Origin of the sequence: Paraburkholderia dipogonis (assembly GCF_042680985.1) — a bacterium.
In the GTDB taxonomy this organism is placed as follows: Bacteria; Pseudomonadota; Gammaproteobacteria; order Burkholderiales; family Burkholderiaceae; genus Paraburkholderia; species Paraburkholderia phytofirmans.
In genome coordinates this window covers 112,098-134,285 of sequence record NZ_JBHUFR010000030.1, presented here as the reverse complement: position 1 = coordinate 134,285, position 22,188 = coordinate 112,098, and the positions used below count along the sequence as shown (strand labels likewise).

Below are 22,188 nucleotides of genomic sequence, written 5' to 3'. Positions count from 1 at the left end.
CCGAGAATGGCGGGTTCGGGATCTTTGTGAAGTACTCAAGACCCGTCGCTTTTTGAGCCGCGCTGAACGTGCAATGATCCTTTGATTGCATGCCTTCTTCCTTTATGTCCGGTAGTCTCGCCGCAATGCCGCACCGCGAATCTCCGAGGCGCCATGGAAAACAACAGTGCCAAGTTGGGCGCTTCATTGCGACTTGTCTCTCAGTCGCACTCCAAAGTTGATCACGCTCTTCCACAAGGTAAAAGTTTTTCCAAGTGGTAAATTGATGACTCAATGTACGAAGCCAAATTGAATCGGACCATGCACAGCGACGATAAAATTCGACCATCCGTACAGGACGACCGAACTGCACACCGCTCCAAACTCATAGATCCCGATGGCGCCTCGACGCTTTCGGCTGCCTGGAAGACACTCGTCTTCGAGCGAAGCGTGGCGAGTTCGTGTCGCAGCTTGTTTCGGGGATAAACGGATTGCTGGAAAGCGGCGCTTTGCACGCAGGGGGAGCGCCTTCCTTCGCGCGGGGCATTTCGAGAGCGTCAGGCGTAAGCACGTTCACGATCTGTGAACGGAGTGCTCCTAAGCTTCTGTTTATCCAGACGGCACTGCATAAGCCGATTGGTACGACTCTTGACGTAACCGACGCTCACCGCCTTGCAAAACAAAACCTCACGGAAAAGCACAACTCTTGAGGAACGCATCGTCAAATATGCGCTTGCTGCGAGCGAATACAAACGGATGGCCGCAGAGTTGCAGACGCGCCTGGAACCGGCAATTGACAATATTCTGAATACGCTGCGACACTATGGATTGAAACCGTTCGCCGCACGGCGCATTGTTTATCTTCGCCGGATTTACAATGCCAGATGACGAGGTCGGAGCGTGCTCCTTAAAAGGGTAGCGAGATCACAAGACAGACTGCCTGCTCAGGTAGGCCGCTCGTTCCAGGGCACAAGCCGAACAGGTCTTCGCTCAACTGGGCTTTGACGGCGCTTCGGTCGCTATCATTGCGGAGCGCTCCGGTGTATCAAAGCAAAATCTCCTTTACTACTTCCCGAACAAACTCGCGCTCTACAAGCGCGTATTGGACGACGTAATGGATGCATGGCTGCAGAGCCTTGATGCGCTTACTCATACCGACCTGCCACCCGACGAAGCACTCGACGCCTATATCGACGCCAAAATCGACTTCTCCATCAAGCGACCGTTTGGTTCGAGGGTTTACGCACTTGAAATGATTGGCGGCGCGAGGAACTACGGTAAGGAAATCAAGGCACGGCTCGTACCGATGCTTCATCAAAACATACGAACCCTGGAAGACTGGATGAATGCAGGGCTCGCTGACCGCGTCAACGCCGAACACCTTATTTTCGCTATCTGGGCAGCGACGCAAGCCTACGCGGATTTTGCTGCGCAGATGCACCTCGTCCTGGGAAAAAAGAGATTGATGAAAGCGGACCAGACTGTCGCGCGAGATACGCTCAAGACGATCGTGAGGCGGACGCTCAAGCTGCCCGAGAAGGGTCACCCCTTATAGAACATCTGCATGCGTTCCACGAACGACGCTACTCAGGGGTGCTCTGAGGCGTAAATCGCGTGGCAGGAGGAAGGCTCAGCGGAGATCGGTGTGCAGCTTCGACGGTAATAGCGCCGAGACTACCCAAATTTACTTGCACGCCGACCCGCTACAGACCTCCATATCCGTTCTTCGCCTTTCCGGAAACTCTCTGATAATGCCGACAATCCGAGCGAGCCGGAACGGGGATCCGCCGAACCGTTGGGTGCGTGGATCCACGACGCGGCATAGCACGGGCGTCGGCATAACCCTTGCGAAAACGCGATTTTCCCGTTCTTCGTCGGGCGCCGCTAATGGCCCTTTAGCGACAAGGCTGCGGGAGCAAACGCAAGTGCAAACCTGAAGAAGCCGATGTGGAATGCTTTTGTTTTTTATATTGATCGACAATAAGCATCAGGATGCTTAGCGCGTGAACACTTCCGTTCGCCGAGCAACGCTGACGTTGTCCGGGAACTTCGCCGCAAATTCGTTCAATATTCGCTCTCTTCGTTCAAAACACGATTCAGCGCTTCAGGGCCGTCCTTGGCAGCGATCGCAATCTCGCGTACCCACTTGCGCCAAATGATATCCGGCTTGTCCGCGGGAACGGAAACCTCCTCATGAGATTCCCCGATTGCCCGAGGACGATGCGACGCCACCAAAGGAAGGTCTTCGGTCAGAACAATAGATTGCAGCGCGAGATGTTCTTCCGTCGAAGAGTTGTCGCTGGTATGACAGGTGAACCAGTAGCTCCGGCAATTTTCTGCATCGATCGGAGTGGCATGCATAAAGATCTGAGTGTCTCGCGACTCTGACCACCTGAAGAATAGCAGGACCGTGAACGGCATATGTACATGATACTTAGCTGGTCCAAGCATTTTCGATTCTGGTCCGCTCGGCGGTCCGTACGTCGTATCGCCAGGGTTGAATGCGAGAAACGTGTCCACCATGAATTCAAGCCGCTTCTTTGTCTGGGTTACTGGATACGGTTTGAATCTGGTGTGCGGCGGACCGCCAAGTGTTCCCTGATGCCCATATGCGAAGTGCGTAACGTCAATGAAGTTCTCGATCCGGCGTCCCGCAGATGACGGCCACAAGTATGGCTCACCTGCGTGACACGTCATATCGCTCGCATCCCACGCCGGAAAGTGCGGGATCGTTGTGTCCGCTCCACTCTTGAGCCTGACCCAGATCAGGTCGTATTTGACTTCGCACTCGTACTCTTTGAGCTTGGCACGAGCTGGAATTGCGTCGCCTTCCTGCTGTGACGGAATATCCGTGCATTTCCCGGCGCTGTTGTAACACCAGCCGTGGTAACGGCAACGCAGTTCATCGCCCTCAATCCACCCCAGACCCAATGACGCACCGCGATGTGCGCAGCGATCATCGAAAGCACAGATCCGGCCGCCGAGATCCGCAATAACAATCCGTTCGCCCAACAGCATGGTGCTCATTGGGCCTTTCGCTCCGTGTGCGTGCGACCGAAATTCCTTAACTGTCGCCGCCACGTGCCAAAAATATTTCCACGTTTCGGCATTCGAGCCGAGGTCATATAAGGCCTCCGGACGGCTTAGTGGAACCAGTGTGCGGTATTCAGGCGGTTTGCACGGATTACCTGGATCGATATTGTCAGACGAGGCGAGCCATTCCGGTGGATGGTGGGGCAGGTTCGCATGCAGCCAGTTTTGCGCCATCTTAGTCTCCGAGTTTTCTAGTAGAGGTTAACTTCCTCACCATCCCTGAAAATGGTGATGCACTGAGTTGGGCAGCTTTTCGCCGCCTTCATCAACTGTTCGAATGGGCAGTCAAGCGCACCCGGCAGTACGCCCGCCACACCCGATTCGAGGAGGACGAAGGCTCCGGGCGCAAGACTCGCGCACATTTTGGATCCACAACACGTTGATTGATCCAGTTCCACTTTGATCACGAACATCTCCCGCGTTGGTTAATCGACCGCTTTCAATTGCGTTTCAATAGTTGCAACCGCAGCATCGAAGCTGCTGTTCGTCTGCAACGCCTGGCGTAGTCCAGCAAATTCCTTTGGCGCGTTGATCGCCACGACTCCGGTCAGCCGTCCTTCGTATCTGAATGCGCCAACGTATGGACGTTGGCGCAGTTCGCCGGCTAGCGTAATCAGCTCGCCTAGATCCGTGCGACCTGCCGCTTGAATGCGGCAACCGTATTGATCAGACCAGAAGTAGGGAACGGTAGAGAAGCGCGTTGCGTTGCCTGGGCCGGCAAGCAGGTTCCTTGCGGCGTGCCTGCCCTGCTCTGCGGCAACCAGCCATTGTTCGCCCCGCATTACGCCGCCCCACCAATCGTTGGGCCATGCGACGACGTCTCCGGCTCCAAACACGTTATCCGGTCCGGCGTTCAGATTCTCGTCGCACACCATTCCGTCACTGATCGTTAATCCTGAACTTGCCAGCCAGCCTGTATTCGGTGAAATGCCAATGCCCATCACCACAATGTCTGCCGGGAGCTCCCACCCACCCTCCAGATGGACGGACTCGACCCGGTCACTGCCACCAAAGCCGACAACGCGAGCGTTGCACACCGTGCTGACGCCGAACTCGTCATGCAATGCGCCGAGCACGCGCCCTAGTTGCGGGCCGACTGCACGCGTCATCGCCGAATCGGCGACTTCGAGAATGGTGACCTGAACGCCGCACGCCGCGGCGCTCGATGCCACTTCCGAGCCAATAAAGCCCGCCCCGATGATGATCAACCGCACGCCGGGCAACATCTGCTCCTTGACCGTGAGAGCGTCTTCGATGGTACGTAGCGTGTATATGCCCGCCAGCCCGGCGGTCCGCGCCAATCGGCGGGGCTGCGCACCCGTTGCGATGATCAGTCCATCGAACCGGAGCGACCGTTTCCCGACCTGCAGCACGCTTGACTGGACGTCCAGCGCACTGGCAGTGGTTCCAAGGCACAGCTCGACCTCGTTGCGCTCAAACCATTCCAGATCCCGGTAGTACAGTTGCTCTGCCGCCAGTTCTCCAGTCAGAATCTGTTTCGTTAATGGCGGGCGGTCATAGGGCAGGTGCGACTCGCCTCCGACCAGCATGACTTCGCCATCGAAGCCCTCCTGGCGCAGAGTCTCCACTGCACGCAGTCCCGCCACGCTGCCGCCCACTACAATCACCCGGTTAAGACACATAGTGCCGCCTCTTGACCTTATTCGACGGTTGACCTATCACGAACCTGAACCTTAATCATCCGTTAGATAGAGAACCAACAAAACTCGTTTGTGGTCATGTCCGGTTTGATAGTCGACGATCAAAACCGAATCGAACATGTGCAGTCCGCAGTTGCTTTCCTCAATCGTCGTGGTAGCAACGACAAACTGTGCAGCATGTTCGGGCAGTACAGTCCGTCTGGACGCCTATGCCGGCCAGGCGAGATGCCCTTGGGTCGCCTACAGACGCGCCTAGCTCAAATCGAGTTCGCTGATGGCGACTGACGGGCCTGTCAGTGACAAACGCCGCGTACAAAGCCGAAGCGCGTCCAGACATACGTAAAACTGCTACCCGCAGGGCATCTGGCCGATCGGATTGGAACTGATACTTAACCCAATCCAGCGGACACACCACCGCACCGTCGCGCTGCGTCGTCTTGATCCGACGCCAACGCTGCACATCTTCGACACCTATCGCCTTCATCAGCCGTCCAATAGTGCCGCGCGCGAACTTCGCGCCGTCGCACAGCAACCGGCGCCACACCTTGCGCACTCCGTACACGCCAAATTTGCCGCCGCACTTCCCTGCGGCGACGGAAGTGACACGCCCGGAAACCATTAATGCTCAGAACTTCGCCCGAATACCTACACCATATGTCTGACCGGACGATTGTTTGTTAAAGTGATCGTAAAGATACGCGGCGTAAACGTCGGTTCGCTTTGAGAGAGGATAGTCGTAGCCAATCGCAGCTGACTTGCGCGTCTGGTCCAGTCCTCCGCTGTCGCGAGAATATGCAACGGAGGCCATCAGCGTTCCGACGCCCAGCGGTACCGCTACACCGCCTTGACCAGTCTGGACGTGCCAGCTACCTGACTGCTGGGTGTCGCATGTATACATGTATTGCCCGAAAAATTTGACGAACTTAAGATCGTAAGACAGGCCAATTTGACCAATGCTTTGGCTCTTTAACCCAGTAACGAGACTGCTTAAATCACCCGGCTGAGCGTTAAAGTTTACATACTGGTACACCGCTGTCGCAGATAATTCAGAACCGGAGTACGTTACCTCCCCTGACCATTTCTTTGCACCGTTTTGCCCCGCCGCATTTCCGAGTCCATACATGATTGCGCCACTCCAGCCGCCGAAGGCCGGCGTTGAGTACTGCAACGCGTTGTTCCATGCAAAGCCACCGGCAGAACCTTGATCGGTGTTGTAAGACGGGAACGTACCGAGTCCCAAATACGTATGCTGGATCATGGGTGAAAACACGTATGAGTCAACGAATGGATTGAATAGAAGCGTCGAGATGAATAGCTGGGTCGTCAGATGACCCGCCGTTAACGTTCCATATGGCGATTCAATCCCAACGTATGCATTTCTAGAAAAGAACGTGTCACCAGGATAACTTCCGTATCCGCCATTTTGCGGTTGAAAAAAGCTTTCCAACGCGAAAATTGCACTTGAGCCATTCCCGAGATTTTCCGAACCTTTTAGCCCCCAATATGATGTGGACAATCCGCCTCCAGCGAGAAGCGCGGCGGTTTGCCCACCAGGCCACTTTCTAGCACCGACCCACTCATCAATCTGCCCATATAGCTGTAGGCTCGACTGTGCCAGGGCCGGTTTCAAACCAAATGTCGTGGCCGAAATTGCGCAGAAAGAGATCACAATGACTTTCGTCAAACTTTCAATCGTATATTTCATATGTTATCCTGATAATTATCTGGTGTGCCATTCAGAGTGATTCTGGAAAAGAGGAACATCGTCGCCGCCAACCAACTTTGACTAGCAAATCGCGACCTGCACAACCTCATAGAATCCGCGGGTCGAACGCTGCAAGGCCTTGTTCAATAGAGTCATCAATCAAAATAAACAGCGACATGTGCAGTATTCAATCCTGGCGCATGCGCGTAACGACTCTGTGCAAAAAGCGTATTGCCCCCTGTGCCTGTACAGCCTCCGGATCGGAAAACCTGGGCTTTTCACAATGATGGGATGGAGACAACAGCCGGGAACGATCATCGATTCCACAGCGCAATGCCGCTTGCCATCAGCGCTGCATGGCTCCTCAGCAAAATGGTCAACAAGGAAGTAGCGCACAAATACGCAAGTCTCCATGACGGTTCGAGCCATGCGCGTTGTCGAAGCCGAAGTGACGCCGAAAAATTTCAGCACGAATGTCTAGCCGAACGAGATGGCCATTGGCCACATCAAGCTGGATAGCATTACCGGCAAGTTGCCAGGCAACCTGCATGTGTACGGGCAGAGCGCGGTGTGCTTCTATACCGGGCGCAAGCTCTGGCGGCCGGCTGGCGTGCGGGAGAGCGCGGTGTTCAACTCAATACGCGCAGGGAAACAAACGCAAGCTCGCGTCCGCGAGCCAGTAAACCTGTGGCCAGCTGGCTCAATTCTTCGAGGCCAGCACCGGCTCTGAGCGGGCTATTGCTCACGAAGATGTCGTCACGATCTGCGAATCACCGTTAGCGAAAGCGAGGAACCTGTTTTGGGCGTTCTCTATACCGCGTTGAGGCTCGTCGATCGCGTCAAAAATGCCTCACCGTGCTGAGCACTCGACCAGTACGCAAAGTCTTATAACAGCTGATAACACTAGCTCGATCGAGGTAGACGCCAAGTCGAATGGAGTAGCTCATCGGCCATCAAGCTGCCGTCTCGAGCCTCGCGATAGATAGATTGAATTGACGCGCAATCGATTGAAGTCGCGTTTTCCACTCCCATTGTCCAAACGCATCGTGTACATTCTGCAGACAGCTGAGCAATTCAACGGTGACTGGATCGTAGACATTGATGTGAGCCCGCAATAACGCTTTCCTGAGCGCCGAGACACCGACATCCATATAGGCAGGCACCTCCCCCGATGATTGTTTGCCGATATAGCGGACAGGCACTCCTTCCATGGCCGTTATGTAGTCTCGAGGTTTGATGAAGCTACCGACTGGACAGCCTCCGCAGTATCCGCGATATGCGCCGCCACCACGTGGTAGCAACGCCGCGCGGCCCTGGCATAGGAGGTGCTCGATCGCCCGGTCGAAAATCTGCTGCTGACCCAAAAAATTCCCGCTCTCCATGATCGCACTCCAAGATTCGGTGATCTGCGTACCACGCGCTCGCTTGTAAATAGCGCATTGCGCTCAAGACACTGCAGTTGATATGAATGTCTTTCGCTTCTCTCGCTCCCTTATTGGAGCCGGCGATTCGTCGTGCAGTCGGCGGTCGCATCGTCGCAGAAGCCCGTTTCGCCAGAGACATGGATAGCGTCGGTTACGTCATCACTCACCAACGCGACGATCGTCTCGATGAGCTTCTTCAGAGAATTGACGGACCCGTAAACACTTTGATATTCAATCTGTCCGATTCTCGCATCGAGAACCACCGTCATACCCGATTGCCGAGCGATCTCTAAAAGGTCCATTTTTCGCCTCCATAGCTTCCTGGCGCTTGCAGCACGTTCACGCGTCGTCGAAATGTTAGATTGCAGAAGCGTAAAATGCGCTTCTTTCCATTTGCCTTGCCTCAGGTGGATAGACACGCCACGCACCGTCCCAATGTTGGAAAAAGAAGATCACATGGGCCATATCGGTGCTCCTGGACTCGACACGAACGCAGCGTCGTGCGCTGCTCACAAGCATGTTGCACTTGCTGATACGCAGACCTGAAGAAGGCTCAAACCACTTATCGATCAATGCGCGTAACGACAATGAACTCTCGGCCAATTTGCGCTCCTGAAGTTCGGCTGCTCGCCATTCTGAGTGACCAGACTAGGCCAACTCGCGCGCCTGTGAAATATACGGCTATCGCTTTCCGCGAGCTACCGTAGTTTCTTTCCGGAGCTAGCGCAATGTCCCAGTGGTCCACTGTACTAACGTAATGAACAGTACAGTTTTGGCGATCTGTGCGCGTTTCTTTGCCGACTCACTGCATAACCGCGCGGTGTGCTGAATGGAGGTTTCCTGGCGCGAATCTATGCGGCGGCTCACCGGACGGGGTAGGAACTCAAAGTCCGCATTCCCGGAAATCCGTATCAGAATTTGTGCGACACAACATCAAAAGATGCCGGCGCAGTGTTACCGGACTACGTCGCGTCCCTTCAAGTTGCGGTGATCGAGCAGGACAGTCCTTGGGCAAGGCCTTGTATGCGTCTGCGCTCCACACGGCTCTCGCGTGCCCACAGGCACGGTGCGAAGAAGTCGACCGTTTAGCCTCGCAACACCACTCGGCTTTTTGATCGACGGCGACATGCGGCTCGCACTCAGGCGTGAAGGAAACTGTGTTGCTCGATTTTCCTAACGGTTTTTCCTCCCCACCGAGACGCTAGACGACGTGACTTCAGAACTGCACATGGTCGGCTGGTGTTTAAACACGGACTATCCGGGCAAGCAACGCAAAGATGCACCCCCTGCACAGCACCGTTCGAGCTCGTATGACTGGTCGTCTTGAAACTGTTTACATAGGAGATGGGGCATGACAGGACGAGAATCACAGTCGGCAATCCAAGAGGCGTGTTCACACTTCGAGTCGCCTTTGGCGATGGACGATTTCGAAAGTATCCGACTGTTGCAGACCCGTCCTTCAGTTCGACGCTACTTACCGAAACGCATCCCTACCAGTCAAATTCTGAAGCTTATCGAGGTCGCAACTACTGCTCCGTCGGCACATAATCGACAGCCATGGCGCTTCCGCCTCGTTCCCTCGGAACAGGAGAAGAACAAATTGGCAATGAGCATGGGAGCCAGGTTGCGGTCGGACCGAATGGCGGACGGTGACGCTCCGGAGACGGTGGCAGCGGACGTAAGTCGGTCATATGATCGCATCACCGGAGCGCCGGCCGTTGTGATCGTATGCACTTCGCTGGTCCATATGGACAACTATCCGGACGCGGTGCGCACCGACGCCGAAAGGCTTATGGCGATCATGGGGACCGCCATGGCTGTACAGAACTTTCTTGTCGCGGCACACGCTGTTGGCCTTGGCGCTTACTGGATGCGCGCGCCGCTATTTTGTCCGGAACTGGTGTCGATCGTTTTGAAGCTACCGCCTGACTGGGAACCACTCGCCCTTCTCACTGTCGGCTACCCGGCAAACGGCGGCACGCCCAAGAAGCGTCGTCCGTTGAGCGAGGTAGTACGCCTTGAATGAAGTAAGGCGCCCTTCCATCATCGCGCGCCGGTTCAACACGGCCTTTGCAAAGAATGCGCCTGCCACTCCATGGGATGTCGCGACTTGCGGAAGCTGAGAGCACCATGATCCCTGCAAGGATTCCGAAAATCCAACAAGGAGCCTATCAATCTCGCTCCGATGGCTTTCAGGTATCCCCATCATTTCCCCTTTGATTTCGCCGCGAATTGTGGACGACTGCCACAACCCTCGCGTGCAGAGAAAACGTATTTTTAAACACGGGAAGGACCGCCATGAAATCACGTGCTGCAGTTGCGTTTGCGCCGGGCAAGCCCCTTGAAATCGTCGAGATCGACGTCGAACCGCCCCGCAAGGGCGAGGTGCTGGTCAAGATCACGCATACCGGCGTTTGCCATACCGATGCCTTCACGCTCTCCGGCGACGACCCCGAAGGCCTCTTCCCCGTCGTGCTCGGCCACGAGGGCGCCGGGATCGTCGTCGAAGTGGGTGAAGGCGTGACCAGCGTGAAACCCGGCGATCACGTGATTCCGCTCTACACCGCCGAATGCGGCGAGTGTCTGTTCTGCAAGAGCGGCAAGACCAATCTGTGCGTGTCCGTGCGCGCGACCCAGGGCAAGGGCGTCATGCCCGACGGCACCAGCCGCTTCAGCTACAACGGCCAGCCGCTCTACCACTACATGGGCTGCTCCACGTTCAGCGAGTACACCGTCGTGGCCGAAGTGTCGCTCGCCAAAATCAACCCGCAAGCCAATCCCGAGCAGGTGTGCCTGCTGGGCTGCGGCGTGACCACGGGCCTGGGCGCGGTGAAGAACACCGCTAAGGTGCAGGAAGGCGATACCGTCGCCGTATTTGGCCTCGGTGGCATCGGTCTCGCCGTGATTCAGGGCGCGAAGCTCGCCAAGGCCGGCCGCATCATCGCCGTCGACACCAATCCGGGCAAGTTCGATCTGGCCCGCGCCTTTGGCGCGACCGACTGCGTGAATCCCAAGGACCACGAGAAGCCCATTCAGCAGGTGATCGTCGACATGACAGGCTGGGGCGTGGATCACAGCTTCGAATGCATCGGCAGCGTCAACGTGATGCGCGCGGCGCTCGAATGCGCGCACCGTGGCTGGGGTCAGTCGGTCGTCATCGGCGTGGCCGGCGCGGGTCAGGAAATCTCCACGCGCCCGTTCCAGCTCGTGACCGGCCGCCGCTGGCTGGGCACGGCCTTCGGCGGCGTGAAGGGCCGCTCGCAATTACCGGGCATGGTGGAAGACGCGATGGAAGGCAAGATCCAGCTCGCGCCATTCGTCACCCACACCAAGCCGCTCTCGGGCATCAACGAAGCCTTTGACCTGATGCACGAGGGCAAATCGATCCGCACCGTCGTTCACTACTGATATACAAGGAGAGAGACCATGGCCTCAGCCATTCATCCCACCGTTGACCGCGAGATTCAAGAAGGCGCCGAAGACTTCGCGGGCGGCACGCTGCGCTGCCAGTGCGCGCACGACGCCGTCGAGGTCCGCGTCGATTCGCAGGTTGCGTTCAATCATGCTTGCGGATGCACCAAATGCTGGAAACCCGCAGGCGCATTGTTTTCCGTCGTGGGTGTCGTATCGCGCGACAAGCTGACAGTGACGGCAAACGCGGAGAAGTTGAAGGTCGTGGACGACAAAGCCGTGATCCAGCGCCACGCCTGCACAGCCTGCGGCACGCATCTGTACGGCCGCATCGAGAATAAGGACCACGCGTTCTACGGGCTCGACTTCATCCACACGGAACTGTCGAACGATACCGGCTGGGACGGCCCCGGCTTCGCCGCTTTCGTCTCGTCGATCATTGAAAGCGGCACGCCGCCCTCGACGCTTCCCGAGGTCCGGCAGACGCTGCGTGACAAGGGCCTGGAGCCATACGACTGTCTCAGCCCCACGTTGATGGACGTTCTGGCCACTCACGCAGCCAAGGCCAAGGGCACCTACCGCGAGGCTTGATTCTCCACGGAATGCATTGACGATCCGGCAGGCGCTGATGAGCAAGCTCAAACGTATGGAAGGATCGTTTGATGGCCGTCATTTCGATCGGGAAATCATCACGCCGCGTGTGCGCTGGTACTTGCGCTACAAGCTCAGTCCGCGCCAGCTGATGGAGATGATGGCCAAACGGGGCCTGTCACTAGCGCACACGACGATCATGCTTTGGGTGAAGCGCTTTACATCGGCGTTCGTGAAACGCTGGATCGGTTCGGGAGTCCCGTGGGGTGGTCCCCCCGGGAGTTCCCGCCAACCGCTGCATCATCAACCGAATGATGTCCACGTTTTCTGAGTTACAAGGTCAACTCCCCTGCTCCCCGGCCGATTCCTTTAACGCATGCCGCAGTCGATATCGATCGTCATCGCGTTCAGATACGCGTTCTCGACGATGTGCCGCACGAGCCCGGCAAACTCTTCCGCCTTACCCATACGCCTTGGAAACAGCATCTTTTCGATCAAACCGTCCGAGACTTTCTGCGGCATTCCCGCCGACATGCCCGACTCGAAAAGCCCCGGCGCAATCGACACGACCCGGATGCCGTGTTGGGCGAGATCGCGTGCGATCGGCAGCGTCATGCCGATCACGCCCGCCTTGCTCGCGCTATACGCGGCCTGTCCCATCTGCCCGGCGCGGGCCGCGCCCGAAGACGTGTTGATGATCACGCCACGCTCTCCGGTTTCTTCAGGATCGTTTGCGCTCATCACGAGCGCGGCGTGACGAATGACATTGAAAGTCCCGGTCAGGTTAACGCCCAGCACGCGATTCCACAGGTCGGAGGGAAACAGTTGTCCCTTCGATAAAGTCTTGCAAGGACCGAGAACGCCGGCGCAATTGACCGCTACATGCATGCGTCCATGCATAGCCACCACGGCGTCGATACCGGACTTCACACTGGATTCATTGGAGACGTCGACCGCGATACCTTTCATGTCCGCACCCAGCGCTTCGTCGAGCCGTGCCTGGTCGAGGTCGAAACCAACCACCGTGGCGCCGGCTGCCGCCAGCCCCTTGCATGTTGCAAGCCCGAGCCCTGAGGCTGCGCCTGTCACAATCGCCACCTTGTTCTGGAGATTCATCTTCTTTCTTGACCTTCTGTTACGCAACGAAAAGAACTTCCCGAACGACGGGCGCCAGCCGCAACGCCCATTCGAGATCAGAAGCGATACGACATGCCCGTGGCCACCATCGTCTGTGTGGCGTTCTGCCCGCTGACGCTGATACCGGGCCAGCTCATCATCGCGGAGCCGTTGTTCTTCATATAACCTGCGCGTGCGTAAAGTGTCGTCCGCTTGGACAACAGGTGCTCGAAGCCGAGTTGCACACCGGGCGTGTTGTCATGCACGCCACGCACGTCGCGCTCGATGGCTGCTATTTCCACCGTATCGGCCGGGCTCGCCTGAATCGTCGCCCCGACTTCCGCGATGCTGTAGGAATTGCTGGCACCCAGACGCGCGGCCAGTGACCCAGCGGGCGCGTCTTTCGAGCGGTTGTAGGTGTAGTTGAACTGCAGATTCACGATGCCGATCCGGTAACCCAAGGCACCGGTAAAGCGCTCCGTGCCAAGCAGATTCAGCGCAGACGGCAGCCCCGGAATCGCTGCAGTGCCTGCATGCTGGTTCTGGTACGCGAGACCCACGTACGCGCCATAACCCGAATAGGTCAGCGCAAGATCAAGAATATTGCCAAGGGTCTGCGGAACAGGCTGAGTGACAGTCGCGGAGAAACCGTACATCGCGTACAACTTCAGCCCCGCTACTATCGGCGACTGATAGACAATCGCGTTGCTACTACGCCCGGCCGCACTCTGCGTGGCAAACGTGTGCCTGTCGACAGCACTCGCCGCAGCCGACAACGGCGAAAGAACCTCATCGCCGCGGAACGGATCGGTGGGATACACCGCCCAGAAAGTGGGTTGATATTGGCGCCCAAAAGTAAGCGAACCATACTTTTCCGCGCTCAAGCCCACCCAGGCTTGCCGGTAGAACATCGTGGAACTGTCGACGAAGAATCCGCCGTTATTAATGGTGTATCCATTCTCCAGCGTAAATATGGCCTTGAGGCCGCCGCCAAGATCTTCACTTCCCTTCAGCCCGAAATTGGAGCCCGAATTGCCGCCGCTTCGCATTGACCACGAATGAACTGCACCGTTGCCGAGATATTGCACAAACGTATCTGCCACGCCATACAAGGTCACACTGGATTGCGCTGCCGCTCCGCCTGCCGCAATGAGCATCGAAACGCCCACGAGGCCTTTACCGATATTACGCATGCATGTCTCCTTCATTGTCGACCGCGTCTTGGACTGCGCGGGTAGAGCCGCTTGAATCGACATCAACCGGAAACCGCTGGGCGTGTCACGGGATTGATCTCGAACTCGGGTTGCGGCGCTTGCGATCAAGGATAGGCGTTTCGACTTATGCGCTACCCCCTCGCTATTGGGGGGCCTCAATCTGCTCTCGTATGGCACGGATCGAACGGAAATAAGCGAGGCGCAATGATATGTAGTGCGGTGCCTCGCAAGAATAGGCTCCGTAAAAGTCGCGCTGTCCCCCTCAAGATTGGGGGAGCGCGGCATTACTCGCACTCTCTACGATGGCTCCCGTCAACCTGTACCGAGACCATCACTCATGACAACAAAACGACAGGGTCCGCTCGCCGGGCTCAAAGTTCTGGAAATCGCCGGCATCGGCCCCGGTCCGTTCTGCGCCATGCTGTTCGCCGATCTCGGCGCGGACGTGGTCGTGGTGGATCGCATCGAAGCCGGTCCCGATGCGCTCGATCTCGGCGGCACGCAAATTGCCAATCGCGGCAAACGCTCCGTGGCGGTCGATCTCAAGACGGACGAAGGCGTCGAGACCGTGTTGCGTCTCATCGAGCAGAGCGACGCCCTCATTGAAGGCATGCGTCCCGGCGTAATGGAGCGACTCGGCCTTGGTCCCGACATTTGTCTCGCGCGCAATTCGCGCCTTATTTACGGACGCATGACAGGCTGGGGGCAGGACGGCCCGCTCGCTCACGCGGCCGGCCACGACCTGAATTACATCGCGCTGTCTGGTGCGCTCTGGTATGCAGGACAACCCGGCGAAGCGCCCGTGACACCCCCAAGCCTCGTTGGCGATGTGGGCGGCGGAGCGATGTATCTCGCGGTGGGCCTGCTCGCCGGAATCATGAACGCGCGCGCGACTGGCGTGGGCCAGGTGGTGGACGCTGCCATCGTTGATGGCAGCGCGCACATGACGACGCTGCTACTTGCATTGCAGGCATCGGGGCAGATGCGCAGCGAGCGCGGCCAAAGCCTGCTGGACGGCCCGCATTGGTACAACACCTATCGCTGCGCCGATGGCGGCTTTATTTCCGTCGGCTCGCTCGAACCCAAGTTTTATCGTGAACTGCGCGAAAAGCTCGGCCTCGGTGCCGACCCGCTCTTCGACAAGCCCTATGACGCGAGCAGTTGGCCGCAGTTGCGCGAACGTTTCGCCGCGCTTTTTTCCGAGCGCAGCCGCGATGAATGGTGTGTGCTACTCGAAGGAACCGACGCCTGCTTTGCGCCGGTGCTCAGCCCCGACGAGGCGGCCACCCATCCGCACATGCATGCACGCGGTGTCTATACGCGTGAAGACGGTGTGCTGCAAGCCGCGCCGGCGCCGCGCTTTTCGGCAACCCCAGCTGGCCGGCCCGGGGCGATCCCGCGGCGCGGCGAGCACCAGGACAACGTGCTGGGCGACTGGCTGCTCAACCAACCGAAACCTGCCTCAAACGTGAACGGAACACACCCATGACCGACACCAACCGCTCGTTCCTCACCGAGCAACAGACGTTGATTCGCGACACCGCCCGCCGAGTGGCGAACGAAATCATCGCACCCACCGCCGCCGAACGGGATCTCCAGTCCACCTGGCCGCGCAACGAATTGAAGGCGCTCGCCGAACTCGGCTTTCTGGGCATGCTGATCCCCGAGCAATACGGAGGATCCGGCGCGGGCATCCTCGACTTTTGCATCGCGCAGCACGAATTCGCGGCAGTCGATGCCGGGCTCGCCACCATCCTGCACGTGCACAATTTCACTGCGCTCACGATCGTCGAGCACGGCACCGAAGCGCAAAAGCAGCGCTACCTGCCCGCCATGGCGCGCGGCGAGTCGATCGGCGCGTTCTTGCTGACCGAGCCGCACGCGGGCTCCGACACCGCGGCGCTGCGCGCGAGTGCCCGCCGCGAGGGTGACCACTACGTGCTCAACGGCACCAAGCAGTTCATTTCGAACGGCAGCGAGGCCGGCGTCGGGATTGCGTTCGCCATTACTGACAAGGCAGCGGGCAAACGCGGCGCGAGCACCTTCATCATCGACCCGAAGGCGCCGGGCTACAGCGTCACTCGTATCGAAAGCAAGCTCGGTCAGCACACTGCGCACACGGCACAAATCGCGCTCGAAGACTACCGGGTGCCGGCGGAAAACCTGCTTGGTCTGGAGGGCAACGGCTATCGCACTGTGATGGGGGGTGTCTCGGACGGCCGTATCGGCATCGCGTTCATCTCGGCGGGCGTAGCGCGGGGGGCGCTGGACGCCGCCGTCAAGTACGCGCGCGAACGCGAGGCGTACGGCGCCCCGCTCACCAAACTTCAAGCCGTCGCTTTCGATCTTGCGGATATGGCCGCGCAGGTCGACGTTGCATGGCAATACTGCCTTCACGCCGCACGTCTGCGCGATGCCGGTTTCGACTGCATCAAGGAAGCGTCCATTGCCAAATTGTTCGCGAGCGAGATTGCGGAGAAGGTATGCTCCGACGCTTTGCAGATTCATGGCGGGTATGGGTACCTGACCGATTTCCCGGTCGAACGCTATCTGCGCGATGTCCGCATCTGCAAGATCTACGAAGGAACGAGCCACATCCAGAAGCTGATCATTTCGCGCAACCTGGATTGAGCGGCCATTGAGGCTCTAAGGTCGAAGAGAAGTCTGGCTTGCATGAAAGAACTTCATGCAAGCTTTTTTTCGCCCATCGTTTGCACGTTCCGTTGAATTGCTTTGAGCAAACGCTTGAGCGACAAAAAAACCGCCGCAAAAGCGGCGGTTCGTTCGGTTCACGTCACGTTGATACCGTTATATGTCGCAGACGAGCTTCAGGAAACGCTGCACCTGTTCGCCGGACTCGCCGTACGCACGCGCGCTGCTCCAGTCAGCGATATCGCCGAAGCGAGCGGCGACGCCTTCCGGCGTGACGTCGTCATCGGCCAGCAGCACCGGCGCGCATTCGACGACGGTCGCCGCGGCGAATGCACCGCCGCCCGCTGCGATGATGGTTTTCGACGGCGCGTTCTCGCTCGCGAGGAACAACACGGCCGGCGTCACGCGCTCCGGCTGGATACGCTCAAGCATTGCTTCGGGCAGGATGTCGGCGGTCATGCGTGTCGCCGCAACCGGTGCGATCGTGTTGACCAGGATGTTGTTCTTCCGGCCTTCGGTCGTGAGCGCGTTCATCAGGCCGATCACCGCCATCTTCGCCGCGCCGTAGTTCGATTGCCCGAAATTGCCGTACATGCCGGACGACGAAGTAGTCATGACGATGCGGCCGTAGTTCTGCTCGCGCATGACGTCCCATACCGCCTTCGAGCAGTTGATCGCACCCATCAGATGAACGTCGAGAACCGCCTTGATGTCAGCCATTTCGAGCTTCGTGAAGCTCTTGTCGCGCAGAATGCCCGCGTTGCTGACGAGAATGTCGGCGCGGCCGAACTCGCTCACCGCGCGCTTGACCATTGCCTGCACCTGCTCATAGTCGGCCACGTTCGCGCCGTCGACGATCGCCATGCCGCCTGCCTGGCGAATCTCTTCGACCACCGCGAGCGCTGCTTCGGACGAACCGCCCGTGCCATCGCGCGCGCCGCCGAAATCATTGACGACCACCTTCGCGCCACGCGCCGCGAACGCCAGCGCATGTGCTCGGCCGAGGCCGGCGCCCGCGCCGGTCACGATCGCGACCTTGCCATCGAAACGAATACTCATGCTTGAATCTCCTCGAACATTGTCAGTCATGGAATATCAGGGGAATAGGCGCGTAATCGACTCAGCGACGCACGCGGGCTTGTCCGCGCCCTCGCATTCGACGGTCATTTCGATTTTCATCTGCGCACCGCCGCCTTTCAACTCGCCCCACTCCATGAGCTTGAAGTGCGCGCGCAGCCGCTTGCCGACCGGGACCGGTGCGATGAAGCGCACCTTGTCGAGCCCGTAATTCAGGCCACTTTTCGTTTCCCTGATTTCGAAGGCGGTCGCGAAGAACGCGGGCAGCAGGCTCAGCGTGAGGAAACCATGCGCGATCGTGCCGCCGAACGGACCTTTCTGCGCGCGCTCCACGTCGACGTGGATCCACTGGTGGTCCCCTGTTGCGTCCGCGAACTGATTGACGCGTTGCTGATCGATCAACAGCCACTCGCTCGTGCCGAGCGATTCGCCGACGAGCGGCCGCAGATCGGTGATTTTCTGGAAACTCTTCATGCGTGGTTTTCCTTTTGAAGCAATTCGTTCTGCAACTGCGCGGCGCAAGCGGCATCGTGCTGGTCGCTGCTGCCGAACAGCACGTCGGCGACGACCGCCCGTTTGTAGTAGTGACCGACCTGGTATTCCTCGGTCATGCCGATTCCGCCATGCAACTGGATCGCCTGGCCGCACACGAAGCGCGCGGCGCGGCCGATCACCGATTTGGCCTGTGAGACCGCTCGCAGGCGAGCGGGTGGCGCGTCGTTTTCAAGCGAGCCGAGCAGCGCATAGAGCATCGAGCGCGCGAGTTCCATTTCCGCCGCCATGTCCGCGAGACGGTGCTGCAGCGCCTGGAAGCTGCCGATTGGCACGCCAAACTGCTTGCGCACGCTCAGATATTCGGCGGTGAGTTCGATGGACCTTTCCATCACACCGACCAGTTCCGCGCCGAGCGCCGCTGTCGCGTGAGAGAGTGCGTGCTGGAGCGCCGTGAGTCCGTGTCCCGGCACACCGAGCACCGCTTCACGGGGCACGCGCACGCCGTCGTACGTCAGTTCGGCGGCGAAGCTGCCGTCGTGCAAAGGCAGCACACGGCGAGAAAGGCCCGGTGCGTGCGCCGGCACCAGCATGAGCGTGATGCCGTCGGCGTCCTGCGCACGTGCCGATACGATGAAGCTGTCGGCATCCGCGCCGCCCAGCACGAGTGTCTTGCAGCCGGTGAGCGAGTAGCCATCCGGCGTCGGCGTCGCGCTCGTTTCGACCAACTCGGGAAAGCCACGCGACTGCGCCTCGCCATACGCGAGCGCGAACTTGCGCGAGCCGTCGGCGAGCGCCGGTAGCCATTGCTCGCGTTGCGCCCGCGTGGCGCCCGCGAGGAGCGTTTGCGCCGCCAGCACCGCACAGCCGAGGTAAGGCTCCACGACGAGTCCGCGACCGAGTTCCGAGGCGATCAACACCGTGTCGATCAGCGAACCGTCAAAGCCGCCACAGCACTCGGGCAACGCCGCGGCGAGCCAGCCGTTGTCCGCGAAAGTTTGCCAATGCGTTGCGCTGCACGTCGAACCTGCCTTGACGAGCGCCATGCGCGTTTCGAAGCTGTAATCCCTGTCGACAAAACGCCGGACGCTATCCTGCAGCAACTGCTGCTCTGCACTGAGAGTAAAGTTCATGATCCTTCCGACGACTCAGAGTTGAAACAGCATCTTGGCGATGATGCCGCGCTGGACTTCGCTCGTGCCGCCGTAGATGGTCGACGCGCGGCGGAAGAACATCTCGTTGGCAATGCCACGCGCCACGTCCTGGTGCGGCAAGGGTTCTGCCTTGCACGCGTCGTGCGGTTCGGGGTAAGCCACCGCGCCGTAATCGCCGAGCGCTTCGACCATCAACTCGCTGATGCGCTGCTGAAGCTCCGTGCCGCGCACCTTGAGGATCGATCCCATCGCATGGGCGGCAGGACTGTGGTCCTGCTCCATCGCCGCGACGCGCTTGACCATGGTGGCGACCGCGCTCACTTCGGCTTCGAGGCGCGCGAGGCGCAACGCGACGGCCGGCTGCGCAATCAACGGTTCACACCCCACGCGCTGCGTTGCCGCGAGCGTGCGGAGTTGCATCAGATAACGCCGTAGGATCGGCAGGTCGGCTGCGCTAGCATGCTCGTTATTGAGCAGGAACTTTGTGATCGTCCAGCCGGCGCCTTCCGCCCCGACGCGGTTCGCTACCGGCACGCGTACGTTGTCGAAGAAAGTCTCGTTCAGGTGATGGCAGTCGTCGATGCTGCGGATCGGACGCACCGTGATGCCCGGCGTCTTCATGTCCACCAGCAGGAAACTGATGCCCGCCTGCTTCTTCACTTCGGTGTCGGTGCGAACCAGCAGAAAGATCCAGTCCGATTCATGCGCGTAGCTCGTCCATATCTTCTGGCCATTGACAATGTAATGATCGCCATCGCGCTCGGCGCGCGTGCGCAGCGACGCGAGGTCCGAGCCCGAGCCCGGCTCCGAAAAACCCTGGCACCAAAGCCGCTCACCGGCGAGAATGAGTGGCACATGCTCGGCCTTCTGTTCCGGCGACGCAAATTCGTTCAGCACGGGACCGAGCAGCTTCTGCGCGAACCCGTCCTGGGTCGGCGCGCCCTCCGCGATGCACTCTTCATCGAAGACGAGCCGCTGCAGAACCGACCAGCCCGTGCCGCCGTCCTTTTGTGCCCAGTGCGGCGCGCCCCAACCTTGCTGATTCAGGATCTTTTGCCAGCGCACGAGATCGGGCCGCATGGAGCGGACGCTGCCCACCGGTTTGCCTGCAAGATCACGCGGCAGGTGCTCGCGCAGGAATGCACGCACTTGCTCACGGAATGCCTCGAGCCCCGCATCAGGTTGAAAATCCATCTACGTCTCCTGGTCAGTTGCGGTACATGGTCACCACGCACGCACCGCCGATGCCCACGTTGTGCTGCAAGGCAACGCGCGCGCCTTCGACCTGCCGCTCAGCGGCTGTGCCGCGCAATTGCTGAACCAGTTCCGTGCATTGCGCGAGACCCGTCGCACCGAGCGGGTGTCCTTTCGAAAGCAGGCCGCCCGACGGATTGACGATATAGCGCCCGCCGTAGGTGTTGTCGCCGTCGTCGATGAATTTCGCCGCGCCGCCATCCGGGCACAGTCCGAGCGCTTCATAGGTAATCAGTTCGTTGTGCGCGAAGCAATCGTGCAGTTCGATCACGTTCACGTCTTCGGCGCCGATGCCCGCGGCCTCGTACACTTGGCGCGCCGCGTTTCTCGCCATGCTGAAGCCGGCTACGTCACGCAAGTCGTCCCCTTCGAGCGATTCGGGGCCGTCCGTCGTCAGCGCCTGGGCGGCGATCCACACGCGCGTGTCGAGGCCGTGCTTCTTCGCGTAATCCTCGCTGCACAGCACGGCGGCAGCCGCGCCGCAAGTCGGCGGGCAAGCCATCATGCGCGTCATTACGCCAGGCCACATGACCTGGTCGGCCATCACGTCTTCGGTTGTGACTACCTTGCGGAACACCGCGTGCGGGTTGTTGGCCGCGTGACGGCTCGCCTTCGCGCGAATCTTCGCGAAGCTTTCGAGCGGTGTGCCGAAGCGCTTCATGTGCTCCATGCCCGCGCCGCCGAAAATGCGTAGGGCCGGCGCAATTTCAGGCGGCACGCCGAGGCGGTCGCACTGTTTGAGAAACAGTTCGGAAGGCAGCGGCCGGTCGTTGAAATAGCTGCCGAGTGCGCCCGGATTCATCTGCTCGAAGCCGAGTACGAGCACGACGTCGAGCGCGCCGGCTTCGATTGCCTGGCGCGCGAGGAAGAGCCCCGTCGAACCGGTGGAGCAATTGTTGTTGACGTTGATGATCGGCAGGCCGGTCATGCCGACGTGGTAAAGCGCGCGCTGACCAGCGGTCGAATCGCCATAGACAAAGCACGCGTACGCCTGCTGGATCGCCCGATAAGCGACTCCGGCATCGGTCAGCGCGAGGCGCGCCGCCTCGGCGCCCATCAGGTCATAAGTTTCGCTGGCACCAGGCTTCCGGAACGGGACCATCCCCACGCCCGCGACGACGACATTGCGCGTCATACGATCTCCTTCAGTTGTTGTGATCGCTGATCGGATCGATCAGCACTGACTCATCATAGGCAGACGGCTGCAGGGCCGACACCCCTCCTTTCAAGGGGTGCGTGCTTCGCGTCGGCGCGGACCACCCGAGGTCTGCCCGCGCCCGGCAAACGTCTCGCGGAGATCGACGAAGTGATCATCAACTTTGCCCGAATAGTCGAGCAGATGTCCATCTGCTACAGCAAAAAAGA

The 22,188-nt window shown here is 59.2% G+C and carries 20 protein-coding genes and 2 pseudogenes; 9 read left to right on the top strand and 13 right to left on the bottom strand.

Annotated features, from left to right (window positions below; genetic code table 11):
* Positions 1 to 651: 651 nt before the first annotated feature.
* From ACFSNN_RS32895 to ACFSNN_RS32885, 3 genes and pseudogenes are all read left to right on the top strand, one after another.
* Positions 652 to 867: a hypothetical protein gene (locus tag ACFSNN_RS32895; RefSeq protein ID WP_134464676.1), complete on the top strand. Its 216-nt coding sequence runs from the start codon at positions 652 to 654 to the stop codon at positions 865 to 867.
* 94 nt (positions 868 to 961) lie between these two features.
* Positions 962 to 1,069, top strand: a pseudogene (locus ACFSNN_RS32890) (TetR family transcriptional regulator); the annotation flags it as partial.
* A 24-nt stretch (positions 1,070 to 1,093) separates the two neighbouring features.
* Positions 1,094 to 1,534: a TetR family transcriptional regulator C-terminal domain-containing protein gene (locus ACFSNN_RS32885; RefSeq protein ID WP_244322997.1), complete on the top strand. Its 441-nt coding sequence runs from the start codon at positions 1,094 to 1,096 to the stop codon at positions 1,532 to 1,534.
* 509 nt (positions 1,535 to 2,043) lie between these two features.
* Here the strand turns inward: ACFSNN_RS32885 and ACFSNN_RS32880 are convergent.
* The 6 genes from ACFSNN_RS32880 to ACFSNN_RS32855 form a co-directional block, all read right to left on the bottom strand.
* The gene (locus ACFSNN_RS32880; RefSeq protein ID WP_134464682.1) at positions 2,044 to 3,246 is read right to left on the bottom strand and encodes an aromatic ring-hydroxylating oxygenase subunit alpha; all 1,203 of its coding nucleotides are present in this window, start codon (positions 3,244 to 3,246) and stop codon (positions 2,044 to 2,046) included.
* A 17-nt stretch (positions 3,247 to 3,263) separates the two neighbouring features.
* Positions 3,264 to 3,485 (bottom strand): ferredoxin, encoded by a 222-nt coding sequence (locus ACFSNN_RS32875; protein ID WP_134464684.1) that lies wholly within the window; start codon positions 3,483 to 3,485, stop codon positions 3,264 to 3,266.
* Positions 3,486 to 3,497: 12 nt separating this feature from the next.
* Positions 3,498 to 4,691: an NAD(P)/FAD-dependent oxidoreductase gene (locus ACFSNN_RS32870; protein ID WP_166799373.1), complete on the bottom strand. Its 1,194-nt coding sequence runs from the start codon at positions 4,689 to 4,691 to the stop codon at positions 3,498 to 3,500.
* A gap of 667 nt (positions 4,692 to 5,358) precedes the next feature.
* On the bottom strand, positions 5,359 to 6,438 hold the full coding sequence (locus tag ACFSNN_RS32865) for a porin (protein ID WP_134464688.1): 1,080 nt from the start codon (positions 6,436 to 6,438) through the stop codon (positions 5,359 to 5,361).
* 953 nt (positions 6,439 to 7,391) lie between these two features.
* Positions 7,392 to 7,820, bottom strand: a complete 429-nt coding sequence (locus tag ACFSNN_RS32860) for a hypothetical protein (RefSeq protein ID WP_134464690.1) — start codon at positions 7,818 to 7,820, stop codon at positions 7,392 to 7,394.
* A 110-nt stretch (positions 7,821 to 7,930) separates the two neighbouring features.
* Positions 7,931 to 8,164, bottom strand: a complete 234-nt coding sequence (locus ACFSNN_RS32855; RefSeq protein WP_134464692.1) for a hypothetical protein — start codon at positions 8,162 to 8,164, stop codon at positions 7,931 to 7,933.
* 1,049 nt (positions 8,165 to 9,213) lie between these two features.
* On the opposite strand from ACFSNN_RS32855, the gene ACFSNN_RS32850 reads away from it, so the two are divergent.
* From ACFSNN_RS32850 to ACFSNN_RS32835, 4 genes and pseudogenes are all read left to right on the top strand, one after another.
* Positions 9,214 to 9,888: a nitroreductase family protein gene (locus ACFSNN_RS32850; protein ID WP_134464694.1), complete on the top strand. Its 675-nt coding sequence runs from the start codon at positions 9,214 to 9,216 to the stop codon at positions 9,886 to 9,888.
* A 272-nt stretch (positions 9,889 to 10,160) separates the two neighbouring features.
* Positions 10,161 to 11,270, top strand: a complete 1,110-nt coding sequence (locus ACFSNN_RS32845) for an S-(hydroxymethyl)glutathione dehydrogenase/class III alcohol dehydrogenase (RefSeq protein WP_134464696.1) — start codon at positions 10,161 to 10,163, stop codon at positions 11,268 to 11,270.
* 18 nt (positions 11,271 to 11,288) lie between these two features.
* Positions 11,289 to 11,864, top strand: a complete 576-nt coding sequence (gfa, locus tag ACFSNN_RS32840) for an S-(hydroxymethyl)glutathione synthase (protein ID WP_134464698.1) — start codon at positions 11,289 to 11,291, stop codon at positions 11,862 to 11,864.
* A 55-nt stretch (positions 11,865 to 11,919) separates the two neighbouring features.
* A pseudogene (locus ACFSNN_RS32835) lies at positions 11,920 to 12,084 on the top strand (IS6 family transposase); the annotation flags it as partial.
* Positions 12,085 to 12,233: 149 nt separating this feature from the next.
* Here the strand turns inward: ACFSNN_RS32835 and ACFSNN_RS32830 are convergent.
* Positions 12,234 to 12,980 carry an SDR family NAD(P)-dependent oxidoreductase gene (locus tag ACFSNN_RS32830; RefSeq protein WP_134464700.1) on the bottom strand — a complete coding sequence of 249 codons (747 nt, stop codon included), beginning with the start codon at positions 12,978 to 12,980 and terminating at the stop codon, positions 12,234 to 12,236.
* A gap of 77 nt (positions 12,981 to 13,057) precedes the next feature.
* Positions 13,058 to 14,173 carry a porin gene (locus ACFSNN_RS32825; protein ID WP_134464702.1) on the bottom strand — a complete coding sequence of 372 codons (1,116 nt, stop codon included), beginning with the start codon at positions 14,171 to 14,173 and terminating at the stop codon, positions 13,058 to 13,060.
* 358 nt (positions 14,174 to 14,531) lie between these two features.
* Between ACFSNN_RS32825 and ACFSNN_RS32820 the strand changes: the two genes are divergently transcribed.
* Complete coding sequence (locus ACFSNN_RS32820; protein WP_134464704.1) at positions 14,532 to 15,683, top strand: CaiB/BaiF CoA transferase family protein; 1,152 nt, start codon at positions 14,532 to 14,534, stop codon at positions 15,681 to 15,683.
* A complete protein-coding gene (locus tag ACFSNN_RS32815) occupies positions 15,680 to 16,825 on the top strand; it encodes an acyl-CoA dehydrogenase family protein (RefSeq protein WP_134464706.1) in 1,146 nt (381 codons plus the stop codon). Before ACFSNN_RS32820 ends, ACFSNN_RS32815 begins: the two co-directional genes overlap by 4 nt.
* A gap of 177 nt (positions 16,826 to 17,002) precedes the next feature.
* Here ACFSNN_RS32815 and ACFSNN_RS32810 read toward each other — a convergent pair whose 3' ends face one another.
* The 5 genes from ACFSNN_RS32810 to ACFSNN_RS32790 are packed head-to-tail and all read right to left on the bottom strand — an operon-like array spanning position 17,003 to position 21,958.
* Positions 17,003 to 17,905, bottom strand: a complete 903-nt coding sequence (locus tag ACFSNN_RS32810) for an SDR family NAD(P)-dependent oxidoreductase (RefSeq protein ID WP_134464708.1) — start codon at positions 17,903 to 17,905, stop codon at positions 17,003 to 17,005.
* Between the two features lie 36 nt (positions 17,906 to 17,941).
* A complete protein-coding gene (locus tag ACFSNN_RS32805) occupies positions 17,942 to 18,397 on the bottom strand; it encodes a MaoC family dehydratase (RefSeq protein WP_134464710.1) in 456 nt (151 codons plus the stop codon).
* Positions 18,394 to 19,548 carry an acyl-CoA dehydrogenase family protein gene (locus ACFSNN_RS32800; RefSeq protein ID WP_134464712.1) on the bottom strand — a complete coding sequence of 385 codons (1,155 nt, stop codon included), beginning with the start codon at positions 19,546 to 19,548 and terminating at the stop codon, positions 18,394 to 18,396. Before ACFSNN_RS32800 ends, ACFSNN_RS32805 begins: the two co-directional genes overlap by 4 nt.
* A 15-nt stretch (positions 19,549 to 19,563) precedes the next feature.
* A complete protein-coding gene (locus ACFSNN_RS32795) occupies positions 19,564 to 20,763 on the bottom strand; it encodes an acyl-CoA dehydrogenase (protein ID WP_134464714.1) in 1,200 nt (399 codons plus the stop codon).
* Positions 20,764 to 20,776: 13 nt separating this feature from the next.
* Complete coding sequence (locus ACFSNN_RS32790) at positions 20,777 to 21,958, bottom strand: lipid-transfer protein (protein ID WP_134464716.1); 1,182 nt, start codon at positions 21,956 to 21,958, stop codon at positions 20,777 to 20,779.
* Positions 21,959 to 22,188 lie beyond the last annotated feature (230 nt).